At 73.8% G+C, this 23,932-nt stretch carries 26 protein-coding genes; 20 read left to right on the top strand and 6 right to left on the bottom strand.

Annotated features, from left to right (window positions below; translation table 11 throughout):
* Window position 1: 1 nt before the first annotated feature.
* Window positions 2-994 (bottom strand): Gfo/Idh/MocA family oxidoreductase, encoded by a 993-nt coding sequence (locus tag ACFW1I_RS21835; RefSeq protein ID WP_384672442.1) that lies wholly within the window; start codon window positions 992-994, stop codon window positions 2-4.
* 161 nt (window positions 995-1,155) lie between these two features.
* Here ACFW1I_RS21835 and ACFW1I_RS21830 point away from each other — a divergent pair, with 161 nt between their 5' ends.
* The 15 genes from ACFW1I_RS21830 to ACFW1I_RS21760 all read left to right on the top strand — a co-directional run bounded on the left by ACFW1I_RS21830 (window position 1,156) and on the right by ACFW1I_RS21760 (window position 14,896).
* Window positions 1,156-1,869 (top strand): GntR family transcriptional regulator, encoded by a 714-nt coding sequence (locus ACFW1I_RS21830; protein WP_384672498.1) that lies wholly within the window; start codon window positions 1,156-1,158, stop codon window positions 1,867-1,869.
* Window positions 1,870-1,967: 98 nt separating this feature from the next.
* Entirely contained in the window at window positions 1,968-2,987 is a 1,020-nt protein-coding gene (locus ACFW1I_RS21825) for a sugar ABC transporter substrate-binding protein (protein WP_384672439.1), read from the top strand.
* Window positions 2,984-4,039, top strand: coding sequence for an ABC transporter permease (locus tag ACFW1I_RS21820; RefSeq protein WP_384672436.1), 1,056 nt, complete (start codon window positions 2,984-2,986; stop codon window positions 4,037-4,039). Before ACFW1I_RS21825 ends, ACFW1I_RS21820 begins: the two co-directional genes overlap by 4 nt.
* Entirely contained in the window at window positions 4,036-4,824 is a 789-nt protein-coding gene (locus ACFW1I_RS21815) for an ATP-binding cassette domain-containing protein (protein WP_384672434.1), read from the top strand. The genes ACFW1I_RS21820 and ACFW1I_RS21815 overlap by 4 nt, the downstream gene beginning before the upstream one ends.
* Window positions 4,825-4,880: 56 nt before the next feature.
* The gene (locus ACFW1I_RS21810) at window positions 4,881-6,041 is read left to right on the top strand and encodes an ROK family glucokinase (protein WP_384672432.1); all 1,161 of its coding nucleotides are present in this window, start codon (window positions 4,881-4,883) and stop codon (window positions 6,039-6,041) included.
* The gene (locus tag ACFW1I_RS21805; protein WP_384672429.1) at window positions 6,038-6,616 is read left to right on the top strand and encodes a hypothetical protein; all 579 of its coding nucleotides are present in this window, start codon (window positions 6,038-6,040) and stop codon (window positions 6,614-6,616) included. The genes ACFW1I_RS21810 and ACFW1I_RS21805 overlap by 4 nt, the downstream gene beginning before the upstream one ends.
* Before the next feature lie 36 nt (window positions 6,617-6,652).
* Window positions 6,653-8,071, top strand: coding sequence for a DEAD/DEAH box helicase (locus tag ACFW1I_RS21800; RefSeq protein WP_384672426.1), 1,419 nt, complete (start codon window positions 6,653-6,655; stop codon window positions 8,069-8,071).
* A 125-nt stretch (window positions 8,072-8,196) separates the two neighbouring features.
* Window positions 8,197-9,465 (top strand): alpha/beta fold hydrolase, encoded by a 1,269-nt coding sequence (locus ACFW1I_RS21795; RefSeq protein ID WP_384672424.1) that lies wholly within the window; start codon window positions 8,197-8,199, stop codon window positions 9,463-9,465.
* 54 nt (window positions 9,466-9,519) lie between these two features.
* Window positions 9,520-10,152 (top strand): MBL fold metallo-hydrolase, encoded by a 633-nt coding sequence (locus ACFW1I_RS21790; protein WP_384672421.1) that lies wholly within the window; start codon window positions 9,520-9,522, stop codon window positions 10,150-10,152.
* A 45-nt stretch (window positions 10,153-10,197) separates the two neighbouring features.
* Window positions 10,198-10,977 (top strand): exodeoxyribonuclease III, encoded by a 780-nt coding sequence (locus ACFW1I_RS21785; protein WP_384672418.1) that lies wholly within the window; start codon window positions 10,198-10,200, stop codon window positions 10,975-10,977.
* Window positions 10,978-11,060: 83 nt separating this feature from the next.
* Window positions 11,061-11,498 carry a DUF6278 family protein gene (locus ACFW1I_RS21780; RefSeq protein WP_384672415.1) on the top strand — a complete coding sequence of 146 codons (438 nt, stop codon included), beginning with the start codon at window positions 11,061-11,063 and terminating at the stop codon, window positions 11,496-11,498.
* Window positions 11,499-11,689: 191 nt separating this feature from the next.
* Window positions 11,690-12,433, top strand: coding sequence for an amino acid ABC transporter ATP-binding protein (locus tag ACFW1I_RS21775; RefSeq protein ID WP_384672412.1), 744 nt, complete (start codon window positions 11,690-11,692; stop codon window positions 12,431-12,433).
* A gap of 14 nt (window positions 12,434-12,447) precedes the next feature.
* Window positions 12,448-13,371: a glutamate ABC transporter substrate-binding protein gene (locus ACFW1I_RS21770; RefSeq protein ID WP_384672410.1), complete on the top strand. Its 924-nt coding sequence runs from the start codon at window positions 12,448-12,450 to the stop codon at window positions 13,369-13,371.
* A gap of 17 nt (window positions 13,372-13,388) precedes the next feature.
* Window positions 13,389-14,033, top strand: coding sequence for an amino acid ABC transporter permease (locus ACFW1I_RS21765; RefSeq protein WP_384672408.1), 645 nt, complete (start codon window positions 13,389-13,391; stop codon window positions 14,031-14,033).
* Entirely contained in the window at window positions 14,030-14,896 is an 867-nt protein-coding gene (locus ACFW1I_RS21760) for an amino acid ABC transporter permease (protein WP_384672406.1), read from the top strand. The genes ACFW1I_RS21765 and ACFW1I_RS21760 overlap by 4 nt, the downstream gene beginning before the upstream one ends.
* A gap of 52 nt (window positions 14,897-14,948) precedes the next feature.
* Here ACFW1I_RS21760 and ACFW1I_RS21755 read toward each other — a convergent pair whose 3' ends face one another.
* Window positions 14,949-16,502 carry an alpha/beta fold hydrolase gene (locus tag ACFW1I_RS21755; RefSeq protein ID WP_384672403.1) on the bottom strand — a complete coding sequence of 518 codons (1,554 nt, stop codon included), beginning with the start codon at window positions 16,500-16,502 and terminating at the stop codon, window positions 14,949-14,951.
* A 143-nt stretch (window positions 16,503-16,645) separates the two neighbouring features.
* On the opposite strand from ACFW1I_RS21755, the gene ACFW1I_RS21750 reads away from it, so the two are divergent.
* On the top strand, window positions 16,646-17,884 hold the full coding sequence (locus ACFW1I_RS21750; RefSeq protein ID WP_384672400.1) for a cytochrome P450: 1,239 nt from the start codon (window positions 16,646-16,648) through the stop codon (window positions 17,882-17,884).
* On the opposite strand, the gene ACFW1I_RS21745 is transcribed toward ACFW1I_RS21750, so the two are convergent.
* Window positions 17,850-18,581, bottom strand: a complete 732-nt coding sequence (locus ACFW1I_RS21745; protein WP_384672397.1) for a hypothetical protein — start codon at window positions 18,579-18,581, stop codon at window positions 17,850-17,852. The genes ACFW1I_RS21750 and ACFW1I_RS21745 overlap by 35 nt on opposite strands.
* A gap of 115 nt (window positions 18,582-18,696) precedes the next feature.
* Here ACFW1I_RS21745 and ggt point away from each other — a divergent pair, with 115 nt between their 5' ends.
* Complete coding sequence (gene ggt, locus ACFW1I_RS21740) at window positions 18,697-20,538, top strand: gamma-glutamyltransferase (RefSeq protein WP_384672394.1); 1,842 nt, start codon at window positions 18,697-18,699, stop codon at window positions 20,536-20,538.
* Between the two features lie 9 nt (window positions 20,539-20,547).
* Here the strand turns inward: ggt and ACFW1I_RS21735 are convergent, their stop codons facing one another.
* Together ACFW1I_RS21735 and map are read right to left on the bottom strand one after the other, a co-directional pair.
* On the bottom strand, window positions 20,548-21,051 hold the full coding sequence (locus ACFW1I_RS21735; protein WP_384672392.1) for a hypothetical protein: 504 nt from the start codon (window positions 21,049-21,051) through the stop codon (window positions 20,548-20,550).
* A 44-nt stretch (window positions 21,052-21,095) separates the two neighbouring features.
* Window positions 21,096-21,863, bottom strand: a complete 768-nt coding sequence (gene map / locus ACFW1I_RS21730; protein WP_384672389.1) for a type I methionyl aminopeptidase — start codon at window positions 21,861-21,863, stop codon at window positions 21,096-21,098.
* 52 nt (window positions 21,864-21,915) lie between these two features.
* Between map and ACFW1I_RS21725 the strand changes: the two genes are divergently transcribed.
* Together ACFW1I_RS21725 and ACFW1I_RS21720 are read left to right on the top strand one after the other, a co-directional pair.
* Complete coding sequence (locus ACFW1I_RS21725; RefSeq protein ID WP_384672386.1) at window positions 21,916-22,167, top strand: helix-turn-helix domain-containing protein; 252 nt, start codon at window positions 21,916-21,918, stop codon at window positions 22,165-22,167.
* Between the two features lie 134 nt (window positions 22,168-22,301).
* On the top strand, window positions 22,302-22,601 hold the full coding sequence (locus ACFW1I_RS21720) for a hypothetical protein (RefSeq protein WP_384672384.1): 300 nt from the start codon (window positions 22,302-22,304) through the stop codon (window positions 22,599-22,601).
* Window positions 22,602-22,623: 22 nt separating this feature from the next.
* On the opposite strand, the gene ACFW1I_RS21715 is transcribed toward ACFW1I_RS21720, so the two are convergent.
* Entirely contained in the window at window positions 22,624-23,286 is a 663-nt protein-coding gene (locus ACFW1I_RS21715) for an NAD(P)-dependent oxidoreductase (protein ID WP_384672381.1), read from the bottom strand.
* 66 nt (window positions 23,287-23,352) lie between these two features.
* Here ACFW1I_RS21715 and ACFW1I_RS21710 point away from each other — a divergent pair, with 66 nt between their 5' ends.
* The gene (locus ACFW1I_RS21710; RefSeq protein WP_384672379.1) at window positions 23,353-23,742 is read left to right on the top strand and encodes a winged helix-turn-helix transcriptional regulator; all 390 of its coding nucleotides are present in this window, start codon (window positions 23,353-23,355) and stop codon (window positions 23,740-23,742) included.
* Window positions 23,743-23,932: the final 190 nt, after the last annotated feature.

Here is a 23,932-nt window from a genome sequence, read left to right as displayed (position 1 = left end):
CTCAGGAGCCGACCCGCACCGGCCGGCGCTCGCGCCGCGACCGCTCGCACGCCTCCGCGACCCGCAGCGCCGCGAGCGCCTCCCGTCCGTCGCACGGGTTCGGGGCCTCGCCGCGCACCAGCCGGACGAAGGCGTCCAGCTCCGCCTCGTACGCCGGGGCGAAGCGCTCCAGGAAGCCGGGCCACGGCTTGGGCGGCGGCGCGGGGGAGTGCGGCTCCAGCGAGGTGAGCGGGGTCCGCTCGTCCAGGCCCACCGCGAACTGGTCGCGGTCGCCGGCCAGTTCCATCCGCACGTCGTACCCGGCGCCGTTGCAGCGGGTCGCCGTCGCCGACACCAGCGTGCCGTCGTCCAGGGTGAGCAGCGCGGCGGCCGTGTCCACGTCACCGGCCTCGCGGAACATCGCCGGGCCCGCGTCCGAACCGGTCGCGTACACCTCCACGACCTCCCGCCCGGTCACCCAGCGCACGATGTCGGCGTCGTGCACCATGCAGTCCCGGAAGAGCCCGCCGGAGAGCGGCAGATACGCGGCCGGCGGCGGCTCCGGGTCCGAGGTCACCGTCCGGACCGTGTGCAGCCTGCCCAGCCGCCCCGCCCGGACCGCCTCCCTGGCCGCCCGGTAGCCCGCGTCGAAGCGGCGCATGAAGCCCAGCTGGAGCTCGGTGCCCGCCTCCGCCACCGCCGCCAGCGCGGCCAGCGTGCCCGGCACGTCCAGCGCGATCGGCTTCTCGCAGAAGGCCGGCAGACCCGCCCGCGCGGCCCGGGCGATCAGCTCCGCGTGCGCGGCCGTCGCCGAGGCGATCACCACGGCGTCCAGGCCCCGCCCGAGCAGCGCCGGCACGTCCGGCGCGGCCTCGGCGCCCACCACCGCCGCCACCGCGGCCGCCCGCGCCGGATCGGCGTCGGCGACCACCAGCGCGCCGACCCCCGGATGCCGGGCGAGCGCGCCCGCGTGAAAACTCCCGATCCGGCCCGTACCGATGAGTCCGATGCGCATGGCCCCACCGTGGGGCGCCCGCCGGACCGTGTCAAGGTTTGTCAGGACAAGCGCGGGCCACGCCCCGGTGAAGCCGGTACGACGCCTTCCCGACGCCCCGGGGCGGGGCTACGCTCCCAGCCGTGGCCAAGCAGTCCGGATCCCCCCTGCCGCCGTTCTCCGTGGACCGCGCCAGCCCGGTCCCGCTCTACTTCCAGCTGGCCCGGCAGCTGGAACAGGCCGTCGCCGACGGGACCCTGCCGCCCGGCACCCTCCTCGGCAACGAGATCGACCTCGCCGCCCGCCTCGGCCTCTCCCGCCCCACCGTCCGCCAGGCCATCCGCACCCTCGTCGACCGCGGCCTCCTCGTCCGCCGCCGGGGCGTCGGCACCCAGGTCGTCCACTCCCGCGTCCGCCGCCCCCTGGAGCTCAGCAGCCTCTACGACGACCTGGAGGCCGCCGGCCACCACCCCGCCACCCGCGTCCTCGTCGACCGCCTCGAACCCGCCGGACCGGCCGTCGCCGCCGCCCTCGGCGTCCCCGAGGGCACCGGCGTCCACTACCTGGAGCGGCTGCGCACCGCGCGCGGCGAGCCCATGGCGTACCTCCGCAACCACCTCCCCGCCGGGCTCGTCGACGCCGCCGCCCTGGAGACCACCGGGCTCTACCGGCTGCTCCGCGCCGCCGCGCTCACCCTGCACACCGCCCGCCAGTCGATCGGCGCCCGCGCCGCCGCCCCCGAGGAGGCCGCACTCCTCGCCGAGGAACCCGGCGCGCCGCTGCTCACCATGGAGCGCACCACCTTCGACGCGACCGGCCGGCCCGTCGAGTTCGGCTCCCACCTCTACCGGGCCGGCCGCTACTCCTTCGAGTTCCAGCTGATGGTCCGTCCGTAGGGGCGCCGGACCGGGGGACGGGCCCCCTGACGAGCGCCGTGACCCGCATGACCGATACTGCAATGCACGCAGAAGGACACAAAGGAGGGCACGGCCTCGTGACCAGGCTTCGGACAGGAGGGGTACGCGCCGCGATCGGCGCCGTGCTCGCACTCGCGCTCACGGGAGCGCTCGCCGGGTGCAGCAGCACGGGCGGCAAGCGGGCGGAGGACGCCCGCAAGGCGGCCGCGGCCCAGGGCCGGGCGGCCGTGGACACCCCCCGCTGGACCTTCGCGATGGTGACCCACTCGGGCGACGGGGACACCTTCTGGGACATCGTCCAGAACGGCGCCGAGCAGGCCGCCGCCAAGGACAACATCAACTTCCTCTACGCCCACAGCGACGAGTCCCAGCAGCAGGCCCAGCTGATCGACTCGTACGTCGCCAAGGGCGTCGACGGTCTCATCGTCACCCTCGCCAAGCCCGACGCCATGAAGGCGTCGGTGGAGAAGGCCGTCAAGGCCGGCATCCCGGTGATCACGGTGAACTCCGGCGCCGAGCAGTCCAAGGCGTTCGGCGCCCTCACCCACATCGGCCAGGACGAGACCGTCGCCGGCCAGGCCGTCGGCGAGGAGCTGACGGAGCGCGGGCGGAAGAAGGCCCTCTGCGTCCTGCACGAGCAGGGCAACGTCGGCCACGAGCAGCGCTGCGCCGGCACCAAGGAGACCTTCGACGGCGAGCTGGTCAACCTCTACGTCGACGGCACCAACATGCCCGACGTGAAGGCGTCCATCGAGGCCAAGCTCCAGTCCGACAAGGACGTCGACGCCGTCGTCACCCTCGGCGCCCCGTTCGCCGACGCCGCCGTCCAGGCCGCGAAGAGCGCCGGCAGCAAGGCCGAGATCGACACCTTCGACCTCAACGCCAAGGTCGCCGCCGCCCTCGCCGACGGCACCCTCGGCTTCGCCGTCGACCAGCAGCCCTACCTCCAGGGCTACGAGGCCGTCGACCTGCTGTGGCTCTACCGCTACAACGCCGACGTCCTCGGCGGCGGCAAGCCCGTCCTCACCGGACCGCAGATCATCACGAAGGACCAGGCCGGGGCCCTGAAGCAGTACGCGGAGCGGGGGACCCGATGAGCCCGACCGCCCCACCGTCCGACGGCGTCGACCACGTCGACGAACGCCTCCTGCGCACCACCCCGCTGAAGAAGCTCCTCGCCCGCCCCGAGCTGGGCTCGGTCGTCGGCGCGATCGCCGTCTTCGCCTTCTTCGCGGTCGCCGCCGACAGCTTCCTGCGCCCCTCCAGCCTGGGCACCGTCCTCTACGCGGCCTCCACCCTCGGCATCATGGCCGTGCCGGTCGCCCTGCTGATGATCGGCGGCGAGTTCGACCTGTCCGCCGGCGTCCTCGTCACCAGCTCCGCGCTGGTCTCGTCGATGTTCAGCTACCAGATGACCGCGAACGTCTGGGTCGGCGTCGGCGTCTCGCTGCTCGTCACCCTGGCCATCGGCGCCTTCAACGGCTTCATGCTGACCCGGACGAAACTGCCCAGCTTCATCATCACGCTCGGCACCTTCCTCATGCTGACCGGCCTGAACCTGGGCCTCACCAAGCTGATCACCGGCACCGTCTCCACCAAGTCGATCGCCGACATGGAGGGCTTCCCCTCCGCCCACTCGGTCTTCGCCTCGACCCTCACCGTCGGCAGCGTGGAGCTGAAGGTCACCATCCTGTGGTGGCTCGGGCTGGTGGCGGTGGCCACCTGGATCCTGCTCCGCACCCGCTTCGGCAACTGGATCTTCGCCGTCGGCGGCGGCGCCGACGCGGCCCGCGCGGTCGGCGTCCCGGTCTACCGCACCAAGATCGGCCTCTACATGGGCGTCGCCTTCTGCGCCTGGATCGCCGGCCAGCACCTGCTCTTCTCCTTCGACGTCGTCCAGTCCGGCGAAGGCGTCGGCAACGAGCTGATCTACATCATCGCGGCCGTCATCGGCGGCTGCCTCATCACCGGCGGCTACGGCTCGGCCATCGGCTCCGCCGTCGGCGCCCTCATCTTCGGCATGACCAGCAAGGGCATCGTCTACGCCGAGTGGAACCCCGACTGGTTCAAGTTCTTCCTGGGCGCGATGCTGCTGCTCGCGACCCTGCTGAACGCCTGGATCCGCAGGCGCGTGGAGGCGACCAAGTGACCACGACCCCGCTGGTGGAGCTGACCGGCGTCAGCAAGTACTACGGCAACATCCGCGCCCTCGAAGGGGTGTCCCTGGAGGTCCGGGCCGGCGAGATCTCCTGCGTCCTCGGCGACAACGGCGCCGGCAAGTCCACCCTCATCAAGATCGTCGCGGGCCTTCACCGGCACGACGCCGGCACCTTCCGCATCGAGGGCGAGGAGGTCGCGCTGGCCAACCCGCGCGACGCCCTCGACCGGGGCATCGCCACCGTCTACCAGGACCTCGCCGTCGTCCCCCTGATGCCCGTCTGGCGGAACTTCTTCCTCGGCTCCGAGCCCACCCGGGGCAAGGGCCCCCTCAAGCGGCTCGACACCGAACGGATGCGGACCACCACCCGCGAGGCGCTGCTCCGCATGGGCATCGACCTGCGCGACGTCGACCAGCCCATCGGCACCCTCTCCGGCGGCGAACGCCAGTGCGTGGCCATCGCCCGCGCGGTCCACTTCGGCGCCAAGGTCCTCGTCCTCGACGAGCCGACCGCCGCCCTCGGCGTCAAGCAGTCCGGCGTCGTCCTCAAGTACGTGGCCGCCGCCCGCGACCAGGGCCTCGGCGTGGTCCTCATCACCCACAACCCCCACCACGCCTACCTCGTCGGCGACCGGTTCGTGCTGCTCAAGCGCGGAGTGATGGCCGCGAGCCACACCAAGGAGTCCGTGACGCTCGACGAGTTGACCCGCCAGATGGCCGGCGGCAGCGAGCTGGACGACCTCCGCCACGAGCTGGAGCGCCCCTCCGGCCCGTGACCCGCCCCGCCGCTTCATCACGCGGACCCGACACCCCTCCTGGCAGAATCGAGCCGATGAGTACCTACCGTGACCCCGCCCGGGGCGGTGTCCTGCGGACCGTCGGGACCCGCGAGCGGCGCTCCCACCTGTCGGCGCCCCGGGTGCCGACGGTGGGCATCGACATCGGCGGGACCAAGGTGATGGCGGGCGTCGTCGACGCCGACGGCACCATCCTGGAGAAGATCCGCACCGAGACCCCCGACAAGTCCAAGAGCCCCAAGGTCGTCGAGGACACCATCGTCGAGCTGGTCCTGGACCTCTCCGACCGGCACGACGTGCACGCCGTCGGCATCGGCGCGGCCGGCTGGGTCGACGCCGACCGGGCCCGCGTCCTCTTCGCCCCCCACCTCGCCTGGCGCAACGAACCCCTCCGCGACGCCCTCCAGGACCGGCTCGCCGTCCCCGTCATGGTGGACAACGACGCCAACACCGCCGCCTGGGCCGAGTGGCGCTTCGGCGCCGGCCGCGGCGAGGACCACCTCGTCATGATCACCCTCGGTACGGGGATCGGCGGCGCCATCCTGGAGGACGGCAGGGTCAAGCGGGGCAAGTACGGCGTCGCCGGCGAGTTCGGCCACATGCAGGTCGTGCCCGGCGGCCACCGCTGCCCCTGCGGCAACCGCGGCTGCTGGGAGCAGTACAGCTCCGGCAACGCCCTGGTCCGCGAGGCCCGCGAGCTGGCCGCCGCCGACTCCCCGGTGGCGTACGGGATCATCGAGCGGGTCAAGGGCAACGTCCCCGACATCACCGGCCCGCTCATCACCGAGCTGGCCCGCGAGGGCGACGCGATGTGCGTCGAGCTGCTCCAGGACATCGGCCAGTGGCTCGGCGTCGGCATCGCCAACCTCGCCGCCGCCCTCGACCCCTCCTGCTTCGTCATCGGCGGCGGCGTCTCCGCCGCCGACGACCTGCTCATCGGCCCCGCCCGGGACGCCTTCCGCCGCCACCTCACCGGCCGCGGCTACCGCCCCGAGGCGCGGATCACCCGCGCCCAGCTCGGCCCCGAGGCCGGCATGGTCGGCGCCGCCGACCTCGCCCGGCTGGTCGCCCGCCGCTTCCGCCGCGCCAACCGGCGCCGGGTGGAGCGCTACGAGCGGTACGAGCGGTACGCGCAGGCGTTCCGCACCGGGACCCACGGCCGCGCCCCCCGCACCCCCGAGGACCCCGGCTCATGACCGTCCAGGACCGGCTGCCCGACCAGCGGACGCCCGAGCGGCGGATGCCGGAGGACCGCGGCCGGATGATCCGCCGCCGCTGGCTGACGGCCGTCATCATCGTGCTGCTCGTCGGCATCCCGGCCGGCTATCTGGTGATCTCCGCCGGGCAGAGCCGGGAGAGCGGCGTCGACAAGGAGCGCGAGTCCTCCGTCGTCGGCCTCCAGGACAACTGGCCCTCGCTGATGAAGCGCCGGGTCTTCGAGGTCCCCGTCCCGGCGGGCGCCTCCGGCGTCGCCTACTACGAGACCAGCAACTGGCGGACCAGCCGGCTCTACGTGCAGTTCACCACCACGGCGACCGGCCTCGACACCTTCCTCGCCGAGTCCGGCACCAGCCGCTCCGCGCTCACCTCGGGCCGGATCACGGTCTCCGACCGGGACGCGGACATCGTCGGCTGGACCTTCCCCGACGGCCGGACCTGGTCCGGGACCACCGTCACCCGCGAGGACCCCCGCCCGACCTCCGACATCACCGTGGACCTCACCGACCCGGCCTTCCCCCGCGTCTTCACGGTCTCCACCACCAGCCCCTGACCCGCGCCCCGCCCGCGCCGGGTCACAATGGACCCCATGAACAGCTCCCACCGCCCCGCCGCCGCCGAGGACGACTTCGCGCAGTACGCCGGCGCCACGCCGGCCCTCCCCGCGGTCGCCTCCTTCGACGAGCTCGGGCTGCCCGCCGAGGTGGGGAAGCTGCTCACCGCCCAGGGAGTCGTCACCCCCTTCCCGATCCAGGCGGCGACCCTGCCGAACGCCCTCGCCGGGCGCGACGTCCTCGGCCGCGGCCGGACCGGGTCCGGCAAGACGCTCGCCTTCGGGCTGCCGCTCCTGGTGCGCCTGGCCGGCCGCCGCGCCGAGGCCCGCAAGCCCCGCGCCCTGGTCCTGGTGCCCACCCGCGAACTGGCCCAGCAGGTCACCGACGCCCTCGCCCCCTTCGCCGGGGCGCTGGGGCTGCGGCTCGCCACCGTGGTCGGCGGCATGTCGATCGGCCGGCAGGCCACCGCGCTGCGCGACGGCGCCGAGGTCGTGATCGCCACCCCCGGCCGCCTCCTGGACCTGGTCGAACGCAAGGACGCCCGGCTCGACCGGGTGGAGATCGCCGTCCTCGACGAGGCCGACCAGATGGCCGACCTGGGCTTCACCGACCAGGTCACCGCCCTCCTCGACCTGGTCCGCGAAGGGGGCCAGCGGCTGCTGTTCTCCGCCACCCTCGACAAGAACGTCGACGTCCTCGTCGAGCGCTACCTCCACGACCCGGTCGTCCACTCCGCGGACCCCTCGGCCGCCGCCGTCACCACCATGGAGCACCACGTCCTCCAGGTGCACGGCGCCGACAAGTTCGCCACCGCCACCGAGATCGCCGCCCGCGACGGCCGCGTGATCATGTTCCTGTCCACCAAGGCGGCCGTGGACCGCTTCACCGCGCACCTGCGCGGCAGCGGCGTCCGGGCCGCGGCCCTGCACGGCGACAAGTCCCAGCCGCTGCGGACCCGCACCCTGGAGCGGTTCCGCACCGGCGAGGTCACCGTCCTCGTCGCCACCAACGTCGCCGCCCGCGGCATCCACGTCGACGACATCGACCTCGTCGTCAACGTCGACCCGCCGGCCGACCACAAGGACTACCTCCACCGCGGCGGCCGCACCGCCCGCGCCGGCGGCTCCGGCAGCGTCGTCACCCTGGTCATGCCCGACCAGCGCAAGGACGTGCTCCGCCTGATGGCCGACGCCGGACTGCGCCCCCGGGTCACCCAGGTCCGCTCCGGCGAGGCCGAGCTCAGCCGCATCACCGGCGCCAAGGCCCCCTCCGGCGTCCCCGTCGACGGCAGCGCGCCCAGCACCGAGCGGGCCAGGCGCGGCGGCGCGCAGTTCCGCGGCATGGGCACCGTCCCCGGCAAGCCCGGCCGCGCGAAGAACGAGTCCCGGCGGTCCGCCGAGGAGCGGAAGATGGCCGAGGCCCGCAAGGCCGCCCGCATCCGCCGGGGCCGCTGACCCCGGGCCGGGCGGGATCCTCGTCACACCCCGGATTCCGACCCGGCGCCGGGCGGGATCCTCGTCACACCCCGGATTCCGACCCGGCGCCGCGCGGGACGCGACGGGATGAGAGGGTCGGGCGAGTGAGTGAGACACCGACGAACACCCTGCAATACCGAGTCGACGGGCCCGACGACGCTCCCGTCCTGGTCCTGGGCCCCTCGTTGGGCACCACCTTCCACATGTGGGACCGCCAGATCCCGGAGCTGACCCGGGACCGCCGCGTCGTCCGGTTCGACCTGCCCGGCCACGGCGGCGCCCCCGCCCAGCCCTTCACCTCCGTCGCCGAACTCGGCGACCGCCTCCTCGCCACCCTCGACACCCTCGGCGTCCAGCGCTTCGGCTACGCCGGCTGCTCCCTCGGCGGAGCCGTCGGCCTCGACCTCGCCCTGCGAGCCCCGCACCGGGTCGCCTCGCTGGCGCTGGTCGCCACCGCGCCGCGGTTCGGCACCGCCGACGAGTTCCGCCAGCGCGGGGTCGTGGTCCGCACCAACGGCCTGGAGCCGATGGCCCGCGCCGCGCCCGAGCAGTGGTTCACCCCGCACTTCGCCGCGAACCAGCCCGCCATCGTCGACTGGGCCGTCCAGATGGTGCGGACCACCGACGCCGGCTGCTACGTCGCCGCCTGCGAGGCCCTGGCCGTCTTCGACGTCCGGGCCGCCCTCGGCAGCATCGGCGTGCCCGCGCTGGTCCTGGTCGGCTCCGAGGACCGGGTGACCGGCCCCGCCGAGGCCCGTACCCTCGTCGCCGGCATCGCCGACGCCAAGCTGGCCGTCGTCCCGGGCGCCTCCCACCTCGCCCCCGTCGAGCAGCCGGCCGCCGTCACCGACCTGCTCCTGGAGCACTTCTCGGCGACCGGCCTGGAGACCAGCGGCACCCTGGCCGTACCGCCGCCCGTCCCCGCCGCGGCCCCGGCCGAGCCCCCCGCCCCCGCCCCGGCCGCGGCCGAGGACGGCGAGGAGGCCCCGGCGGCCCGCCCCGACCCGTACGAGAAGGGGCTCGGGCTGCGCCGCGAGATGCTCGGCGACGCCCATGTCGACCGGGCGCTCGCCGATCCGGACGCCGGCGACTTCCAGGAGCTCGTCACCCGCTACGCCTGGGGCGAGGTCTGGGCCCGGGAGGGTCTCGACCGGCGCACCCGCAGCGTCGTCACGCTGACGGCGCTGATCGCCGGCGGGCACTGGGAGGCGCTCGCCGACCACACCCGCGCCGCGCTCCGCAACGGCCTGTCGCCCGCCGAGATCCGCGAGATCGTGCTGCACACCGCCGTCTACTGCGGCCTCCCGGCCGCCGAGACCGCCCTCACCACGGTCGGCCGCGTCATCACGGAGGAGACCACGCCCCCGGCGTGACCCGGGCCCGCGTCCACCCGAGCCGGGCCCGCACGCCCGGCGTAGGGTGAGGCCGTGAAGCTGACGAAGAAGTCCCACGCCTGCGTCCGGCTGGAGAAGGACGGGCGGACGCTCGTCCTCGACCCCGGCATGTTCACGGAAGAGGACGCGGTGCTCGGCGCCGACGCCCTCCTCGTCACCCACGAGCACCCGGACCACTTCGACGAGGGCCGGCTCCGGGCCGCCCTCGACGCCAACCCGGCCGCCGAGATCTGGACCCTGCGCAGCGTCGCCGACCAGCTGGCGACGGCGTTCCCCGGCCGGGTGCACACCGTCGGGCACGGCGACGCCTTCACCGCCGCCGGCTTCGACGTCGAGGTCCACGGCGAGCTGCACGCCGTGATCCACCCGGACATCCCGCGCATCACCAACGTCGGCTTCCTCGTCGACGGCGCCGTCTTCCACCCCGGCGACGCCCTCACCCTCCCCGGCCGCCCTGTGGACACCCTGCTGCTGCCGGTGATGGCGCCGTGGAACAAGATCTCCGAGGTGATCGACTACGTCCGCGAGGTGAAGCCGCGCCGGGCGTACGACATCCACGACGCCCTCCTGACCGATCTGGCCCGGCCGATCTACGACCGGCAGATCGGCGGGCTCGGCGGCACCGACCACCGGCGGCTCGCGTCCGGCGCCTCCGCCGAGCTCTGAGCCGGCTCCCGGCCGCTGTCGGTGCCCGCCAGTAGGCTGGGCGTCATGCGCATCGCCACCTGGAACGTCAATTCGATCACCGCCCGGCTGCCCCGGCTGCTGGCCTGGCTGGAGAGCAGCGGCACCGACGTGCTCTGCATCCAGGAGACCAAGTGCACCGCCGAGCAGTTCCCCGCCGAGGAGCTGAAGGCGCTGGGGTACGAGTCGGTGGTCAACGCCACCGGCAGGTGGAACGGCGTCGCCCTGCTCTCCCGGGTCGGCTTCGAGGACGTGGTCACCGGCCTGCCCGGCGGGCCGGAGTACGACGGGGTGCAGGAGCCCCGGGCGATCTCCGCCACCTGCGGCCCGGTCCGCGTCTGGTCGGTCTACGTGCCGAACGGCCGGGAGGTCGCCCACGAGCACTACGCCTACAAGCTGCGCTGGCTGGAGGCGCTGAAGGCGGCCGTAGGCGAGGACGCGGCCGGCGAGCGCCCGTTCGCCGTCCTCGGCGACTACAACATCGCCCCGGCCGACGCCGACGTCTGGGACATCTCCCTCTTCGAGGGCGCCACCCACGTCACCGCGCCCGAGCGTGCGGCCCTGGCCGGTCTGCGCGAGGCCGGCCTCGCCGACGTCGTCCCGCGCCCCCTCAAGTACGACCACCCGTACACGTACTGGGACTACCGCCAGCTCGCCTTCCCCAAGAACAAGGGCATGCGCATCGACCTGGTGTACGGCAACAAGCCCTTCGCCGAGGCCGTGAAGGACAGTTACGTGGACCGCGAGGAGCGCAAGGGCAAGGGCGCCTCCGACCACGCCCCGGTCGTCGTCGACCTCGACCTCTGACTGCGGTGACCTGCGCGGGCGCTCCATAACGATCTCAGCGTGCCGGGTGGTGGACCGGCGGGTGACGATGCGACGCTGTTCCGATGAACATCCCGTTTCTCGACCATTGGCGCAAGCGGCACGAGCCCGACCCGTCCCCGCTGGCCGCGGCCTTCGACCGTGACCCCGAGGGCGTGGCGGAGCTGCTCGCCGAGTGCGAGCTGCTCCGCGCCCGGGTCGAGCGGGCGGGCGTGACGCTCGACGACTCCCCGCGCTCCCTGGAGGAGCTGGACCAGCTCCCGCCGCGCTGGCGCGACGACGCCGAGGAGCTGCCCTGGTTCGGCAACGACGCGGGGCTCTACCTCGGCACCGTCATCGTGCGGAACGTGCCGGGCGCCCGCTGGCAGGTGTGGCCGAACGGCGGCCCGGTCGTCGTCCTGGAGTCCGGCCGCGAGGTCCCGGTCGTCGAGTACGGCGTCGAGTGGGCGATGAGCGGGGCGCCCGAACTCTCCCAGGTGTACGCCGAGGCCGCCGAGGAGTGACCTCGCGGCGGGCCGCGCCCGACACCACCCGGTTGTCGTAAATACGGCTAATCCCGACTTGCTCCCTTTCGGGCGTGTCGGGCGTGAAGTCCCTTTTCCCGGCGGATAGTTTGCGCTGTCTCGACACCCCGCCTCGGCCGTGTCGACACACCGCATCGGGCACACCGCCGGGAAATGGGGCAGGGCAGCGCATGACCGTCGATCCGCTGATCGAACTGCGTGGCGTGAACAAGCACTACGGCACGCTGCACGTCCTCCAGGGCATCGACCTCATCGTCGGCCGCGGCGAGGTCGTCGTCGTCATCGGACCCTCCGGCTCCGGCAAGTCCACCCTCTGCCGGGCCATGAACCGGCTGGAGACCATCGAGTCCGGCGAGATCCGCATCGACGGCCGGCCCCTCCCCGAGGAGGGCAAGGACCTCGCCCGGCTGCGCGCCGAGGTCGGCATGGTCTTCCAGTCCTTCAACCTCTTCGCCCACAAGACCGTCCTCGCCAACGTCTCCCTCGCCCAGATCAAGGTCCGCGGCCGGAAGCGCGAGGAGGCCGACCGGCGGTCCCGCGCCCTCCTCGACCGGGTCGGCCTCGCCGCCCACGCCGACAAGTACCCGGCGCAGCTCTCCGGCGGCCAGCAGCAGCGCGTCGCCATCGCCCGCGCCCTCGCCATGGACCCCAAGGCGCTCCTCTTCGACGAGCCCACCTCCGCCCTCGACCCCGAGATGATCAACGAGGTCCTGGAGGTCATGCAGCAACTGGCCCGCGAGGGCATGACCATGGTCGTCGTCACCCACGAGATGGGCTTCGCCCGGTCCGCCGCCAACCGGGTCGTCTTCATGGCCGACGGCCGGATCCTGGAGGACCGCGCCCCCGAGGAGTTCTTCACCGCCCCGCGCAGCGAGCGCGCCAAGGACTTCCTCTCCAAGATCCTCTCGCACTGACCGGGGTGGGAACCATGCAGCGCACGCACCGACGTCCGGGCGTCCTCGCCCTGCTGCTCGCCGCCGCGGGCCTCCTGCTCGCCGGCTGCGGCCGGCCCGGCAGCCCGCCCGTGAAGGGCCCGCAGCCCGACCGGCTCCCCGTCTACCGGGTGCAGTCGGCCTTCACCCTGCCGGACTCGGCCACCTGGAACCGGGCGAGGAAACGCGGCCGGCTGATCGTCGGCGCCAAGGAGGACCAGCCGTACCTCGGCGAGAAGGACCCGGCCACCGGCCGCTACTCCGGCTTCGACATCGAGATCGCCCGGATGATGGCCGCCTCCCTGGGCTTCGACCCGGCGAGCGGCGTCGAGTTCCGCACCATCGCCTCCGCCAACCGCGAGACCGCCCTGCAGAACGGGCAGATCGACTACTACGTCGGCACCTACACCATCAATGACAAGCGCAAGCAGCTCGTCGGCTTCGCCGGCCCCTACTACCAGGCCGGCCAGTCCCTCCTCGTCCGCACCGACGAGGACGACATCCACGGACCGCGGGACCTCGACGGCAAGCGCGTCTGCTCCGCCGCCGGCTCCACCCCCTACCAGCGGATCCAGCAGGAGTACCCGAAGGCCGAACTCGTCGCCTACGACACGTACTCCATCTGCGTCGACAACCTCCTCACCTACCAGGTCGACGCCGTCACCACCGACGACACCATCCTCATGGGCTACGCCGCCAAGGTCCCCGACGAACTGAAGCTCGCCGGGAAGCCGTTCTCGAAGGAGCCGTACGGGATCGGCGTGCCGCACGGCGACACCGCGCTCCGCCTCGCCCTCGACGACGCCATCGCCGCGCACGAGAAGAACGGCGACTGGAAGAAGGCGTACGACGCGACCCTCGGCCTCTCCGGGGTCCCCGCCCCGACGCCGCCGCCCATCGACCGCTACCCGGCCAACTGAGGACCCCCACCGCTGACATGGACGTACTGACAGAGAACTTCTCGCTCTACGGCGAGGGTTTCCTCGGCACCCTCGAACTCACCGTCTACGCCTCGGCGCTCGCCCTCGTCCTGGGCTTCGTCATGGCCGCCTTCCGGGTCGCCCCCGTCGGCTCCTTCCGGGTCTTCGGCACGGTCTGGGTCACCGTCCTCCGCAACACCCCGCTCACCCTGCTCTTCTTCGCGGTCATGCTGGGCCTGCCCCGCTTCGGACTGGTGCTGCCCTTCGAGCTGTTCGCGGTCCTCGCCCTCGGCTGCTACACCTCGGCCTTCATCTGCGAGGCGCTGCGCTCCGGCATCAACACCGTCCCCGTCGGACAGGGCGAGGCCGCCCGCAGCCTCGGCATGAGCTTCACCCAGACCCTCGGCGCGGTCGTGCTGCCGCAGGCGTTCCGCTCGGTGATCCCGCCGATCGGCTCCACCCTGATCGCGCTCGCCAAGAACTCCGCCATCGCCGGCGCCTTCAGCGTCACCGAACTCCTGGGCACCTACAAGACCTTGAGCGAACTCGGCTACAACATCGTCTGGACCTTCGTCTGGATCGCCGTCGGCTACCTGATCATCACGCTCGCCATCAGCGCGGTCTTCAACGTGATGGAGAAGCGCTGGGGGGTGACCCGATGAGCCGCGCCCCGCAGGCCAGCGCCCTCTACGACATCCCCGGCCCGCACGCCCGCCGCCGGCACCTCCTCTACGGCCTGCTCTCCACCGCCGTGATCCTCGGCATCGCCGCCTGGATCCTCTATCTCCTCTTCGACACCGAGCAGTTCACCGCCGTGAAGTGGCGGCCCTTCCTCTACGAGGGCATCCAGGAGCTGCTGCTCGAAGGGCTCGGGAACACCCTCAAGGCGTTCGGTCTCGCCGCGGTCCTCTCGCTGGCGCTCGGCGCGCTGCTCGCCACCGGGCGGCTCTCCGACCACCGGCCGGTACGCTGGATCGCCACCCTGCTCGTCGAGTTCTTCCGCGCCATGCCCGTACTGGTGATGATCTTCTTCATCTTCGTGGCGCTCAAGGTGCAGCCGCTGCCCGCGCTGGTCGCCGGACTCACCCTCTACAACGGCTCGGTGCTCGCCGAGGTCTTCCGCACCGGCGTGCACGCCGTGCCGCGCGGGCAGGGGGAGGCCGCGTACGCCCTGGGCATGCGCAAGACCCAGGTGATGACCTGGGTCCTGGTCCCGCAGGCGGTCCGCGCGATGCTGCCGGCCATCATCAGCCAGCTGGTGGTGGCGCTGAAGGACACCTCGCTCGGCTATCTCATCACCTACGAGGAGTTCCTCCACGCGGGCAAGCTGATCGCCTCCAACCTCGACTACGACCTGCCGTTCATCCCCGTCGTCCTGGTGATCTCGCCGATCTACATCGGCATGTGCATGCTGCTCTCCTGGTTCGCGACCTGGGTCGCGCGCCGGGAGCGCCGCGACCCCCGCACCAAGGGGGTGGACGTCGCTCCCGCCGCACCGGTGGTCACGCTGCCGGGCCGCGAGTGACCCCTCTACGGGCCCCCGCACGGGCCTGAAACCGGCCCGGCAGCAGCCGTGATCACTCCTTCCGCACCGGCACCGACAGGTACGAGGGATCGGACGCGGGGGAGGAGAAGGTCAGCTGCGCGCCGGCCGGGTTGTGCTCGATGTACAGCGGGTCGACGGTGTCGACGACCAGCGCGAGCCGGTGGCCGGCCGGGACGTCGTAGGCCGTGGAGAACAGCTCCAGGTCCACGGCGAACGGCCGGCCCGCCGTCCGGTCGTGGAAGGTGTACGGGGCGTGGGACACCAGCTTCCCGACGCCGAGCGGGCCCACGTCGTAGAGGTACGCGACGAAGGTGCCGCTCGACGCGGTCGGCGTGACCGTGGTGTGCAGCACGGGCGTGCCGCGCACCGCCGCCCCGGAGTCGTACCGCCCGGACTGCCAGACGGCGGCGAAGGCGCGGGGGAGGAGCGGCACGGAGACGGTCGGCGGGGTCCGCGTCAGCTGGTCGAGCAGATTGCTGAGCAGCACGACGCCGCCGTCGGCGCCGGAGTCCACGCCGGCCCAGACGTGCTCGGGGTCGTCCAGGGCGAGCCGCTCGCGGTGCGCGCCGACGGACGCCCAGTCGGCGTACCCCTCGTAGCCGCCGTCGGACCGCGGCTTCAGCCGCACGGGCGGCTCGCGGTCGATCCCGTTGTCGGTGCCCTTCAGATACCGGTCGAACCAGCGGTGGGCGCTGGTCCAGGTGTCGTTGGGCAGCCCGAGGAGGCCGGTGGCCTCGGCGGTGGCGTGGTCGCCGGGGCGGAACTCCAGCCGCTTGGGCCCCTTCAGCTTCTCGTAGAAGCTCGCGTACTGGTTGGGCGGGAAGATGGTGTCGCCCCAGGCGTTGCCCAGCATGATCGCGGCGCCGTTGGCGTTGATCCGGTCGAGCCGGGTGGCGGCCGACCGCTGCCGCCCCCAGGTGATCATCTCGTCCTCCTGGTCGAGGTCGGACGAGAGGAAGTCCTTGAGCACCTTCTCCAGTTCGGGCCCGGGCCGGCCGGTGAGGTACCCGGCTCCGCCGAGCAGCGCGGCGGCCTGGAGGTGCTGGGTGCGGCCGCTGTAGATGGAGTCGATGAGATCGGCCCAGCCGCTGAGCGCGGCGACGGCCTTGATCCGGGAGTCGTGCGCGGCGGCGAGCAGACTGATCCCCGCGCCGTAACTGACCCCGGCCATGCCGACCTTGGCCGGGTCCGCCGGGGTGTTCGCGAGCGCCCAGTCGATCACCTTCGACGCGTCGGCGACGTCCTTCGGCCCCGCGGTCTCGATCTCGCCGCCCGACTCCCAGAACCCGCGCGAGTTGTAACTCACCACGACGTAACCGGAGTCGGCGAGCCGCTGCGCCTGCGCCAGGTACTCGACCTGCGGCATGGCCCAGCTGGTCGGCAGCACGACCACGGGATACCGGACGGTGCCGTCGGCCCCTGCGGGCGTGACGACGTTGGCCTTGAGGACGGTGCCGCCGTCACCGGCGATGTCGACGAACCGGATCGACGTGCCGGACTCGGCAGCGTGGGCGGCGGGGGACAGGACCAGGGCCGTCCCGGCCACCAGTGCGGCCGAGACGGCGAGGGCCAGGGGTGTACGCACGGGCCACTCCTCGATGGGGGGTCGCTGATGGGGGCAGCGAGGTGGCCCGACGGTAACGGCGACGTGCTACCCGTGGTAACCGGTCGGTAAGTTACGTGCCGGTAACGATTGTGGGGTGCGGTTCCCTGCTCCAGTCTTGATCCGTGGAGCAGACGAACCTTCCCGACGTCTTCGACCCGCGGATCCACGCCGCGGGGCCGCCGCACGACGCCTTCCGGGAGCTGCGCGACCGGGCGCCCGTCGCCCGGCAGGAGGAGCGGGCGGTGCTCGGCTGGCCGGCCGGCCCCGGCTTCTGGGCGGTCACCCGGCACGCCGACGTCGTGCGGGTGCTCAAGGACGCGGAGACGTACTCCTCCCGGCTCGGGGCCACCCAGATCCGCGACCCCGATCCGGCCGACCTGCCGTTCATCCGGCGCATGATGCTCAATCAGGATCCGCCGGAGCACGGCCGGTTGAGGCGGCTCGTCAGCCGCGCCTTCACACCGGGACGGATCGAGCGGTTCGAGGCGACCGCCCGTGCGCGGGCCCGCCGGCTGCTCGCCGCGGCCCGCGAGGCGGGCGGCGAGGTCGACCTCGTGCGGGCCGTCACCGACGACTACGCCCTGCTCAACCTCACCGACCTGCTCGGGGTGCCGGCGGGGGACCGGGGGCTGCTGCACGCCTGGACCGAGCGGGTCATCGCCTACCAGGACCCGGACGAGCCGGCCGTGCTCGGGGCCGACGGACGGCCCGTCGACCCGCGGTCACCGGCCATGCTCGCCGAGATGTTCGCGTACGCCCAGGAACTCGCGGCGCACAAGCGGAAGCATCCCGCCGACGACCTCATGACCGCGCTCGCCACCACCGAACTCGCCGACGCCGAGCTGGAGATGTTCTTCTTCCTGCTCACCGTCGCCGGCAACGACACCGTGCGGTCGGCGGCGCCGGGCGGGGTCCTCGCCCTCTGCGGAGACCCCGCCGAGCAGGGCAGGCTCTGGCGGGGCGAGGTCGCGACGGACACCGCCGTGGACGAGCTGCTGCGGGTCCATCCGCCGGTGCTCTCCTTCCGGCGCACCGCCGCCCGGGACACCGAACTCGCCGGGGTGCGGATCTCAGAGGGGGACAAGGTGGTCGTCTTCCACGTCTCCGCCAACCACGACGAACGGGCCTTCGCCGACCCGCACCGGCTCGACCTCGGCCGCCGTCCGAACCCGCACGTCTCCTTCGGCGACGGCCCGCACGTCTGCCTCGGCGCGCACTTCGCGCGGCTCCAGCTCAGGGTGTTCTACGAGGAGTTGCGTGGAGCCTGCGCGGGTGTCGAGGCCACCGGGGAGCCCCGGCGGCTCGTCTCCAACTTCATCAACGGGATCAAGTCGCTGCCGGTGCGGCTGCGGGAGCCCTGAGCGCCGCCCGCGTCACGTCGGCCACCAGCTCGACCACGTCGGGGCCGTACGCCTGGGAGTTGACCACGCGCAGCAGCAGGACGAACGAGCCGCCGCGGTGGGTGCGGGCCAGCCGCTCGTGGTGCCGGGCCAGATAGCGGGTCGCCGCCTGGTTGGTGATCGCCCGCTGTCCGCAGAAGAGGAAGACCGGGCGGCCGCCCTCGCCCGCCGTGATCCGCGCCAGCACCACGTACTCGACGGTGCCCGGGTCCATCCGGTACCGCTCGCCGCCGACCTCGATCGCGCCCCGCTCCTCGACCGGGTCCGGCTCCGTGTTCATGGACAGGCCGGGCAGCAGCGATCCGAGATGGGCGGCCATCCGGCGGTTCGACCCCGGCCCGCCGACGCAGAACTCGGTGCGGTCGCCGAAGCCCAGATGGGTCCGGTCGTGCTGGACGATCTGCGCCTGCGCCCCGCAGTCCTTCACCAGGGCTGCCAGTTCGAGCAGCGCGAAGACGTCGAAGCGGTGCACCGCCCCGTCCCCGCCCGCCTCCCGGTTGACCACGAGCAGACACTCCGAGTGGCCGGGCAGGCCGAAGAACGCCTGCTTGCGGCGGAGCCGGCGACGCCACACGTACGTCCGGGTGAGCCAGCCCAGGGACGCGCTGAGGCCGGTCGCCAGCACGCCGAGCACGATGTTCCTCAGGTCCTCGTCCATAGGGGCGCATGCTAGCGGCGGTCGGGTGGCCGTTCGAGAGGGGAGGGAGGCGCTCTCCTCGCCGGGCCCGTGCGGAAGTTACGGTGGGTGCCGGAGCGTTGACGGGAGGTCAGGGATGCGTCGGTCCACCTGGCGGTACGGGATGATCGCGGCGGCCGCTGCGACGGTGCTCGCGGTGGGAGCCGCGTCCCCCTCCACCCCATCCGCCCCACCGGCCCCACCCGCCCCGGCCGGCTCATCCGCCCCGGCCGGCCCGCCCGCGAAGGTGCCCGTCGCCGTCGGTCACGGCGGCGCCGTCGCCAGCGTCGACGCCGACGCGAGCGCCGCCGGCATCGAGGTCCTGCGCCGGGGCGGCAACGCCGTCGACGCGGCCGTCGCCGTCGCCGCCGCCCTCGGCGTCACCGAGCCCTACTCGGCCGGGATCGGCGGAGGCGGCTACCTCGTCCACTACGACGCCCGGAGCCGTACGGTCTCCACCGTCGACGGCCGCGAGACCGCCCCCGCCTCCGCCGACGCCGCCCTCCTCACCGAGCACGGCGCACCGCTCCCCTTCGAGGAGGCGATGACCAGCGGGCGCGCCGTCGGCACTCCCGGCACCCCCGCCACCTGGGCGGCCGCCCTCGACGCCTGGGGCAGCCGGCCGCTCCGCGAACTCCTGGCCCCCGCCGAGCGCCTGGCCCGCGACGGCTTCACCGTCGACGCGACCTACCGCGCCCAGACCGCCGCCAACGAGGCCCGGTTCCGCGACTTCCCGGCCTCCGCCGCCCTCTTCCTGCCCGGCGGCCGGCTCCCCGAGGTCGGCACGGTCGTGAAGAACCCCGACCTGGCCCGTACGTACGCCCTCCTCGCCGAGCGGGGCGTCGGCGCGCTCTACCGGGGGCCGCTCGCCCGCGACATCGTCCGCACCGTCCGCACCCCGCCGGTCCGCGCGGGCGCGGCCCGCGTCGTCCGCCCCGGCGACCTGACGGCACGGGACCTCGCCGCGTACCGCACGGTCCGGCGCGCGCCGACCGAGACCGCCTACCGGGGCCTCCGGGTCCTCGGCATGGCCCCGTCGTCGTCCGGCGGCACGACCGTCGGGGAGGCCCTCAACATCCTGGAGACCACGGACCTCTCGGCCGCCACCGAGCGGCAGTACCTCCACCGGTTCATCGAGGCCAGCCGGATCGCCTTCGCCGACCGGGGCCGCTGGGTCGGCGACCCCGCCTTCGCGCCGGTGCCCGTCCGGGGCCTGCTCTCCCAGCGGTACGCCGACTCCCGCGCCTGCCTGATCCGCGACGACGCCGTCCTCGGCAGTCCCCTCGCCGCCGGCGACCCCCGGAACCCGGTGCCGTGCGCCCCCGGCGGGGCGGTGGTGCCGCCGACGTACGAGGGCGAGAACACCACCCATCTGACCGTCGCGGACCGGTGGGGGAACGTCGTCGCGTACACGCTCACCATCGAGTCCACCGGCGGCAGCGGCATCACCGTCCCCGGCCGCGGCTTCCTGCTCAACAACGAGCTGACCGACTTCTCCTTCACCCCCGCGAACCCCGCCGTGCCCGACCCCAACCTGCCCGGCCCCGGCAAGCGCCCCCGCTCCTCGATCTCGCCGACGATCGTGCTCGACCGGCAGGGCCGGCCGGTGGTGGCCCTCGGCTCGCCGGGCGGCGCCACCATCGTCACCACTGTCCTGCAGACCCTCACCGGCTTCCTCGACCGGGGCCTGCCGCTCGTCGACGCCATCGCCGCCCCGCGCGCCAGCCAGCGCGACCGGGCCGCGACCGATCTGGAACCGGCCCTCTGGGACAGCCCGTCGAGGCCCGCGCTCGAAGCCCTCGGGCACGCCTTCCGGCGGAATCCGGAGATCGGCGCCGCCACCGGCGTCCAGCGCCTCCCCGGCGGGCGCTGGCTGGCGGCCGCGGAGACCGTCCGCCGCGGCGGCGGCTCCGCGATGGTCGTCCGGCCGGAGCGGTGAGGGCCGGTCTCAGGCGGCGCCGCCTCCGTCCAGTCCCATCCGCCGCGCCAGCGCCGCGACACCCCGGACCATCAGGCCGTCGCAGATCTGCGCCGGGGTGACGTGGTTGCTGCGGTGGTCGTCGTGGACCTCGTACAACAGCGCGTGGACGAGCCGCTCCTCGCGCTCGCTGGGCGGCGCGGGCAGCGGTGTGTCCCGCCACAGCTCGGCGACCGTCGTCGGGTGCACCGGCGGGGGCAGCCCGCAGGCGAGCGAGCCGATCGCCCGGGCCAGGCGGATCGCCCCCAGCGCGACCGACTGCTCCGACAGCTCCCGCCGGAAGGCGAGCCGCCCGGCGGCCTCCGGGTCGAACGCCCGGGCCGCCTCCGCGACCTGCCCGACCGTGGGTCCGTCCGTCCAGACCAGCGCCGGCGCGTCCCCGTCGTCCAGGGACATCTCCGTCCCCAGCCGGTCGCCCATGGCGGTGGCCAGCGCGTCGAGCGGTCCCGTCCCCGGGATGCGGTCCTCCGTCATGCCGTGAGTCTAGGAGCCGCCTCCGACACCGCCCCCTCCGCGGCCTACAGGGCCGTCAGGATGCGGGGGCCCGCGGCGGTGACGGCGACCGTGTGCTCGGCGTGGGCGGCGCGGGAGCCGTCGAGGGTACGGATCGTCCAGCCGTCCCGCGCCGTGTAGTGGCCGTCGCCGCCGCCCCCGACGAGCATCGGCTCGATCGCCAGGACCATGCCGGCCCGCAGCCGCATCCCGCGCCCCGGCCGCCCCTCGTTGGGCACGCCCGGGTCCTCGTGCATGGCGCGGCCGATGCCGTGCCCGCCGAAGCCGTCCGGGATGCCGTACCCGGCCTTCCGGCACACCGTGCCCACGGCGTGCGCGATGTCCCCGATCCGGTTGCCGACGACCGCCGCCTCGATGCCCGCCGCCAGGGCCTCCTCGGCGGCCCCGATCAGCCGGGTGTCCTCGGGGCGGGCGCGGCCGACGGTGAAGCTGACCGCCGCGTCCCCGACCCAGCCGCGCAGCTCGGCCCCGCAGTCCACCGAGACCAGGTCGCCGTCCCGGAGGACGGTCCCGTCCGGGATGCCGTGCACGATCGCGTCGTTGACGGACACACAGGTGACGCCCGGGAAGGGCACCGGCGCCCAGCCCGGGTGGTAGTCCAGGAAGGGCGATCCGGCGCCCGCCTCGGCCAGCACCTCCCGCGCCGCCCGGTCCAGGGCGACGGCCGGCACGCCCGGCGCCGCCAGCTCCCGCGCCGCCGCCAGGGCGCGCGCCACGATCCGGCCCGCCTCGCGCATGGCCGTCAGGTTCTCTTCGGTCTTGATCTCCACCATTCCCATTACTATACCGGTATAAGAATCGGGTCGAGCCGGTAGAGTGGGGCTCATGGTGCGCACCCCCCTCACCCCGGAAGAGCGCGAGCGCGGCGAGCGGCTCGGGCGGCTGCTGCGCGACGCCCGCGGCGGCCGGTCGATGGTCGAGGTCGCCGCGGCGGCCGGACTCTCGGCCGAGACCCTCCGCAAGATCGAGACCGGCCGCGCCCCCACCCCGGCCTTCTTCACCGTCGCGGCCCTCGCCGGCGTCCTCGACCTGTCGATGGACGAGCTGCTCGTCCGCTGCGCGCTGCTGCCCGCCTGACGCGGGCGGCGGCCGCCCCCGGTTCCGAGTGGCCCCCGCCGGGCCGGGGGAGGACGCTGGAGGTGAGTGCGTCCGGGTGGACCGAGGGCGTACCGCACGGGGACCCTCCGCCCGGCCGGGAAAGGGGCCCTGCCATGCGCATGCTTCTGAAGGTCGAGATGGACACCGAGTCCTCCAACGAACTCATCCGGCAGGGCGCCGCCGAGGGCGTCATCAAGGAGGCGCTCGGGCGGATCCGCCCGGAGGCCGCCTACTTCACCGTCGAGAACGGCTGCCGCACCGGCTACTTCTTCTTCGACCTGGCCGAGACCTCCGACCTGCCGTCGATCTCGGAGCCGTTCTTCATGCGGCTCGGCGCCAAGGTCCACTACTCGCCGGTGATGAACCAGGAGGAGCTGGCCGTCGGTCTGGGCCGGATCTCCGGCCGCGGCTGAACCCGCCCCCCGACCCTCCGCGTCAGACGGAGACCGCCAGCTGCACCCGGCTGTGCCGGGGCTCCTCGATCTCGTCCAGCAGCGCGAGCGCCAGATCAGCGTGCGCGATCCGGCCGGGGCCGTCCACGACCGTGCCGACCGCCGTCCGGTAGCCGCCGGTGGGCTCCGCCTCCGCGTTCAGGTCCAGCGGCGGCACCACCATCAGCCAGTCCAGCTCCGGCCCCGCCGTCGTCGCCAGCAGTTCGAACTCCACCACGTGGCCCCGGGCGAAGGCCCGCCACTCCCCGGGGAAGCCCGGAGCGTCCATCAGCCGGACGCCCGCCGCGTCCTGCAGGGTGGTGGCGATCCCGAGGGTCAGCAGCCGGCCCACCCCGGCCTCCGCGAGCCCCGCGACCAGCGCCTTCGCCGTCGCCGCGAAGTACTCCTCCGACGGTACGTCGAGGCGGACGGAGGCGTGCACCGCCGCGTCGTGCCCGGCGGCGAGCGCCGCCACCGCCCCCGGGTCCGTCGCGTCACCCCGCACCACCGTCACGCCCGCCCGGCCCAGGTCCGGGTGGCGCGCCGGATCCCGCACCACCGCCGTCACCCGGTGGCCCCGGGCCACCGCCTCCGCCACGGCCGCGCGGCCCACCCGCCCGCCGGCGCCGAAGACCACGATCCGCTTGCTGTCGCTGTTCTCGTCCATGGCCGGAACCGTAGGACGGGGGCACCCGGTTACTTCAACGGTACCGGCGCGGCTACCGTCGGACCCATGAGCGAACTGCCCCCGATCGCCGCCCGGTTCGACGACCCGGCGTGCACCGACGGCGCCGGCCGGCCCTTCCGCGTCGGCGACAAGTGGACTGGAGTGGTGCTGCGCTGCCTGGAGGACGGCGCCGCCCGCCGGTTCGGCGAACTTCGCGCCGCCCTCCCCTGGATCACCCCCAAGGTCCTCACCGAGACGCTGCGCTCCATGGAGCGCAGCGGCTTCCTCGCCCGGAACGCCTACGACGAGAACCCGCCGCGCGTCGAGTACGCCCTCACCCCGCTCGGCCGCTCGCTCCTCGGCCCGCTCGACACGGCCTGCGCCTGGGCCCGCGCCCACGGCACCGAGATCGGCGACGCCCGGGCGGCGTACGCGGGGGACCGCCCGCGGGCGTGACGCCGGTCCGTCCGTCACGGACGCGGGGGACCGCCCGCGGGCGTGACGCCGGTCCGTCCGTCCGGCCCAACGGCGGATGCGGCGGCGCGCCCGCGGCCCCACCGTGGTGCCGTGCATCCTCAGTCGCGTACCCGCCCGCGCCGCCTCCGGCCGCGGGGCGCCCGCCCCCCCCCCCCCCCGCGGCGCGCCC

The sequence above is a fragment of the Streptomyces sp. NPDC058955 genome (assembly GCF_042741435.1).
GTDB lineage: Bacteria > Actinomycetota > Actinomycetes > Streptomycetales > Streptomycetaceae > Streptomyces.
Note: the sequence above shows the minus strand (reverse complement) of the source record. Positions and strands in the feature narration are given on the sequence as shown.

Excerpts from the sequence above, each read along its gene's own strand:
- ggt (WP_384672394.1), top strand. The coding sequence starts at position 18,697 with ATGCGTCGGTCCACCTGGCGGTACGGGATGATCGCGGCGGCCGCTGCG.
- ACFW1I_RS21745 (WP_384672397.1), bottom strand. The coding sequence starts at position 18,581 with ATGGACGAGGACCTGAGGAACATCGTGCTCGGCGTGCTGGCGACCGGC.
- ACFW1I_RS21710 (WP_384672379.1), top strand. The coding sequence starts at position 23,353 with ATGAGCGAACTGCCCCCGATCGCCGCCCGGTTCGACGACCCGGCGTGC.
- ACFW1I_RS21765 (WP_384672408.1), top strand. The coding sequence starts at position 13,389 with ATGGACGTACTGACAGAGAACTTCTCGCTCTACGGCGAGGGTTTCCTC.
- ACFW1I_RS21715 (WP_384672381.1), bottom strand. The coding sequence starts at position 23,286 with ATGGACGAGAACAGCGACAGCAAGCGGATCGTGGTCTTCGGCGCCGGC.
- ACFW1I_RS21810 (WP_384672432.1), top strand. The coding sequence starts at position 4,881 with ATGAGTACCTACCGTGACCCCGCCCGGGGCGGTGTCCTGCGGACCGTC.
- ACFW1I_RS21735 (WP_384672392.1), bottom strand. The coding sequence starts at position 21,051 with ATGACGGAGGACCGCATCCCGGGGACGGGACCGCTCGACGCGCTGGCC.
- ACFW1I_RS21770 (WP_384672410.1), top strand. The coding sequence starts at position 12,448 with ATGCAGCGCACGCACCGACGTCCGGGCGTCCTCGCCCTGCTGCTCGCC.
- ACFW1I_RS21785 (WP_384672418.1), top strand. The coding sequence starts at position 10,198 with ATGCGCATCGCCACCTGGAACGTCAATTCGATCACCGCCCGGCTGCCC.
- ACFW1I_RS21835 (WP_384672442.1), bottom strand. The coding sequence starts at position 994 with ATGCGCATCGGACTCATCGGTACGGGCCGGATCGGGAGTTTTCACGCG.
- ACFW1I_RS21725 (WP_384672386.1), top strand. The coding sequence starts at position 21,916 with ATGGTGCGCACCCCCCTCACCCCGGAAGAGCGCGAGCGCGGCGAGCGG.
- map (WP_384672389.1), bottom strand. The coding sequence starts at position 21,863 with ATGGTGGAGATCAAGACCGAAGAGAACCTGACGGCCATGCGCGAGGCG.
- ACFW1I_RS21775 (WP_384672412.1), top strand. The coding sequence starts at position 11,690 with ATGACCGTCGATCCGCTGATCGAACTGCGTGGCGTGAACAAGCACTAC.
- ACFW1I_RS21820 (WP_384672436.1), top strand. The coding sequence starts at position 2,984 with ATGAGCCCGACCGCCCCACCGTCCGACGGCGTCGACCACGTCGACGAA.
- ACFW1I_RS21760 (WP_384672406.1), top strand. The coding sequence starts at position 14,030 with ATGAGCCGCGCCCCGCAGGCCAGCGCCCTCTACGACATCCCCGGCCCG.
- ACFW1I_RS21780 (WP_384672415.1), top strand. The coding sequence starts at position 11,061 with ATGAACATCCCGTTTCTCGACCATTGGCGCAAGCGGCACGAGCCCGAC.
- ACFW1I_RS21805 (WP_384672429.1), top strand. The coding sequence starts at position 6,038 with ATGACCGTCCAGGACCGGCTGCCCGACCAGCGGACGCCCGAGCGGCGG.
- ACFW1I_RS21720 (WP_384672384.1), top strand. The coding sequence starts at position 22,302 with ATGCGCATGCTTCTGAAGGTCGAGATGGACACCGAGTCCTCCAACGAA.
- ACFW1I_RS21800 (WP_384672426.1), top strand. The coding sequence starts at position 6,653 with ATGAACAGCTCCCACCGCCCCGCCGCCGCCGAGGACGACTTCGCGCAG.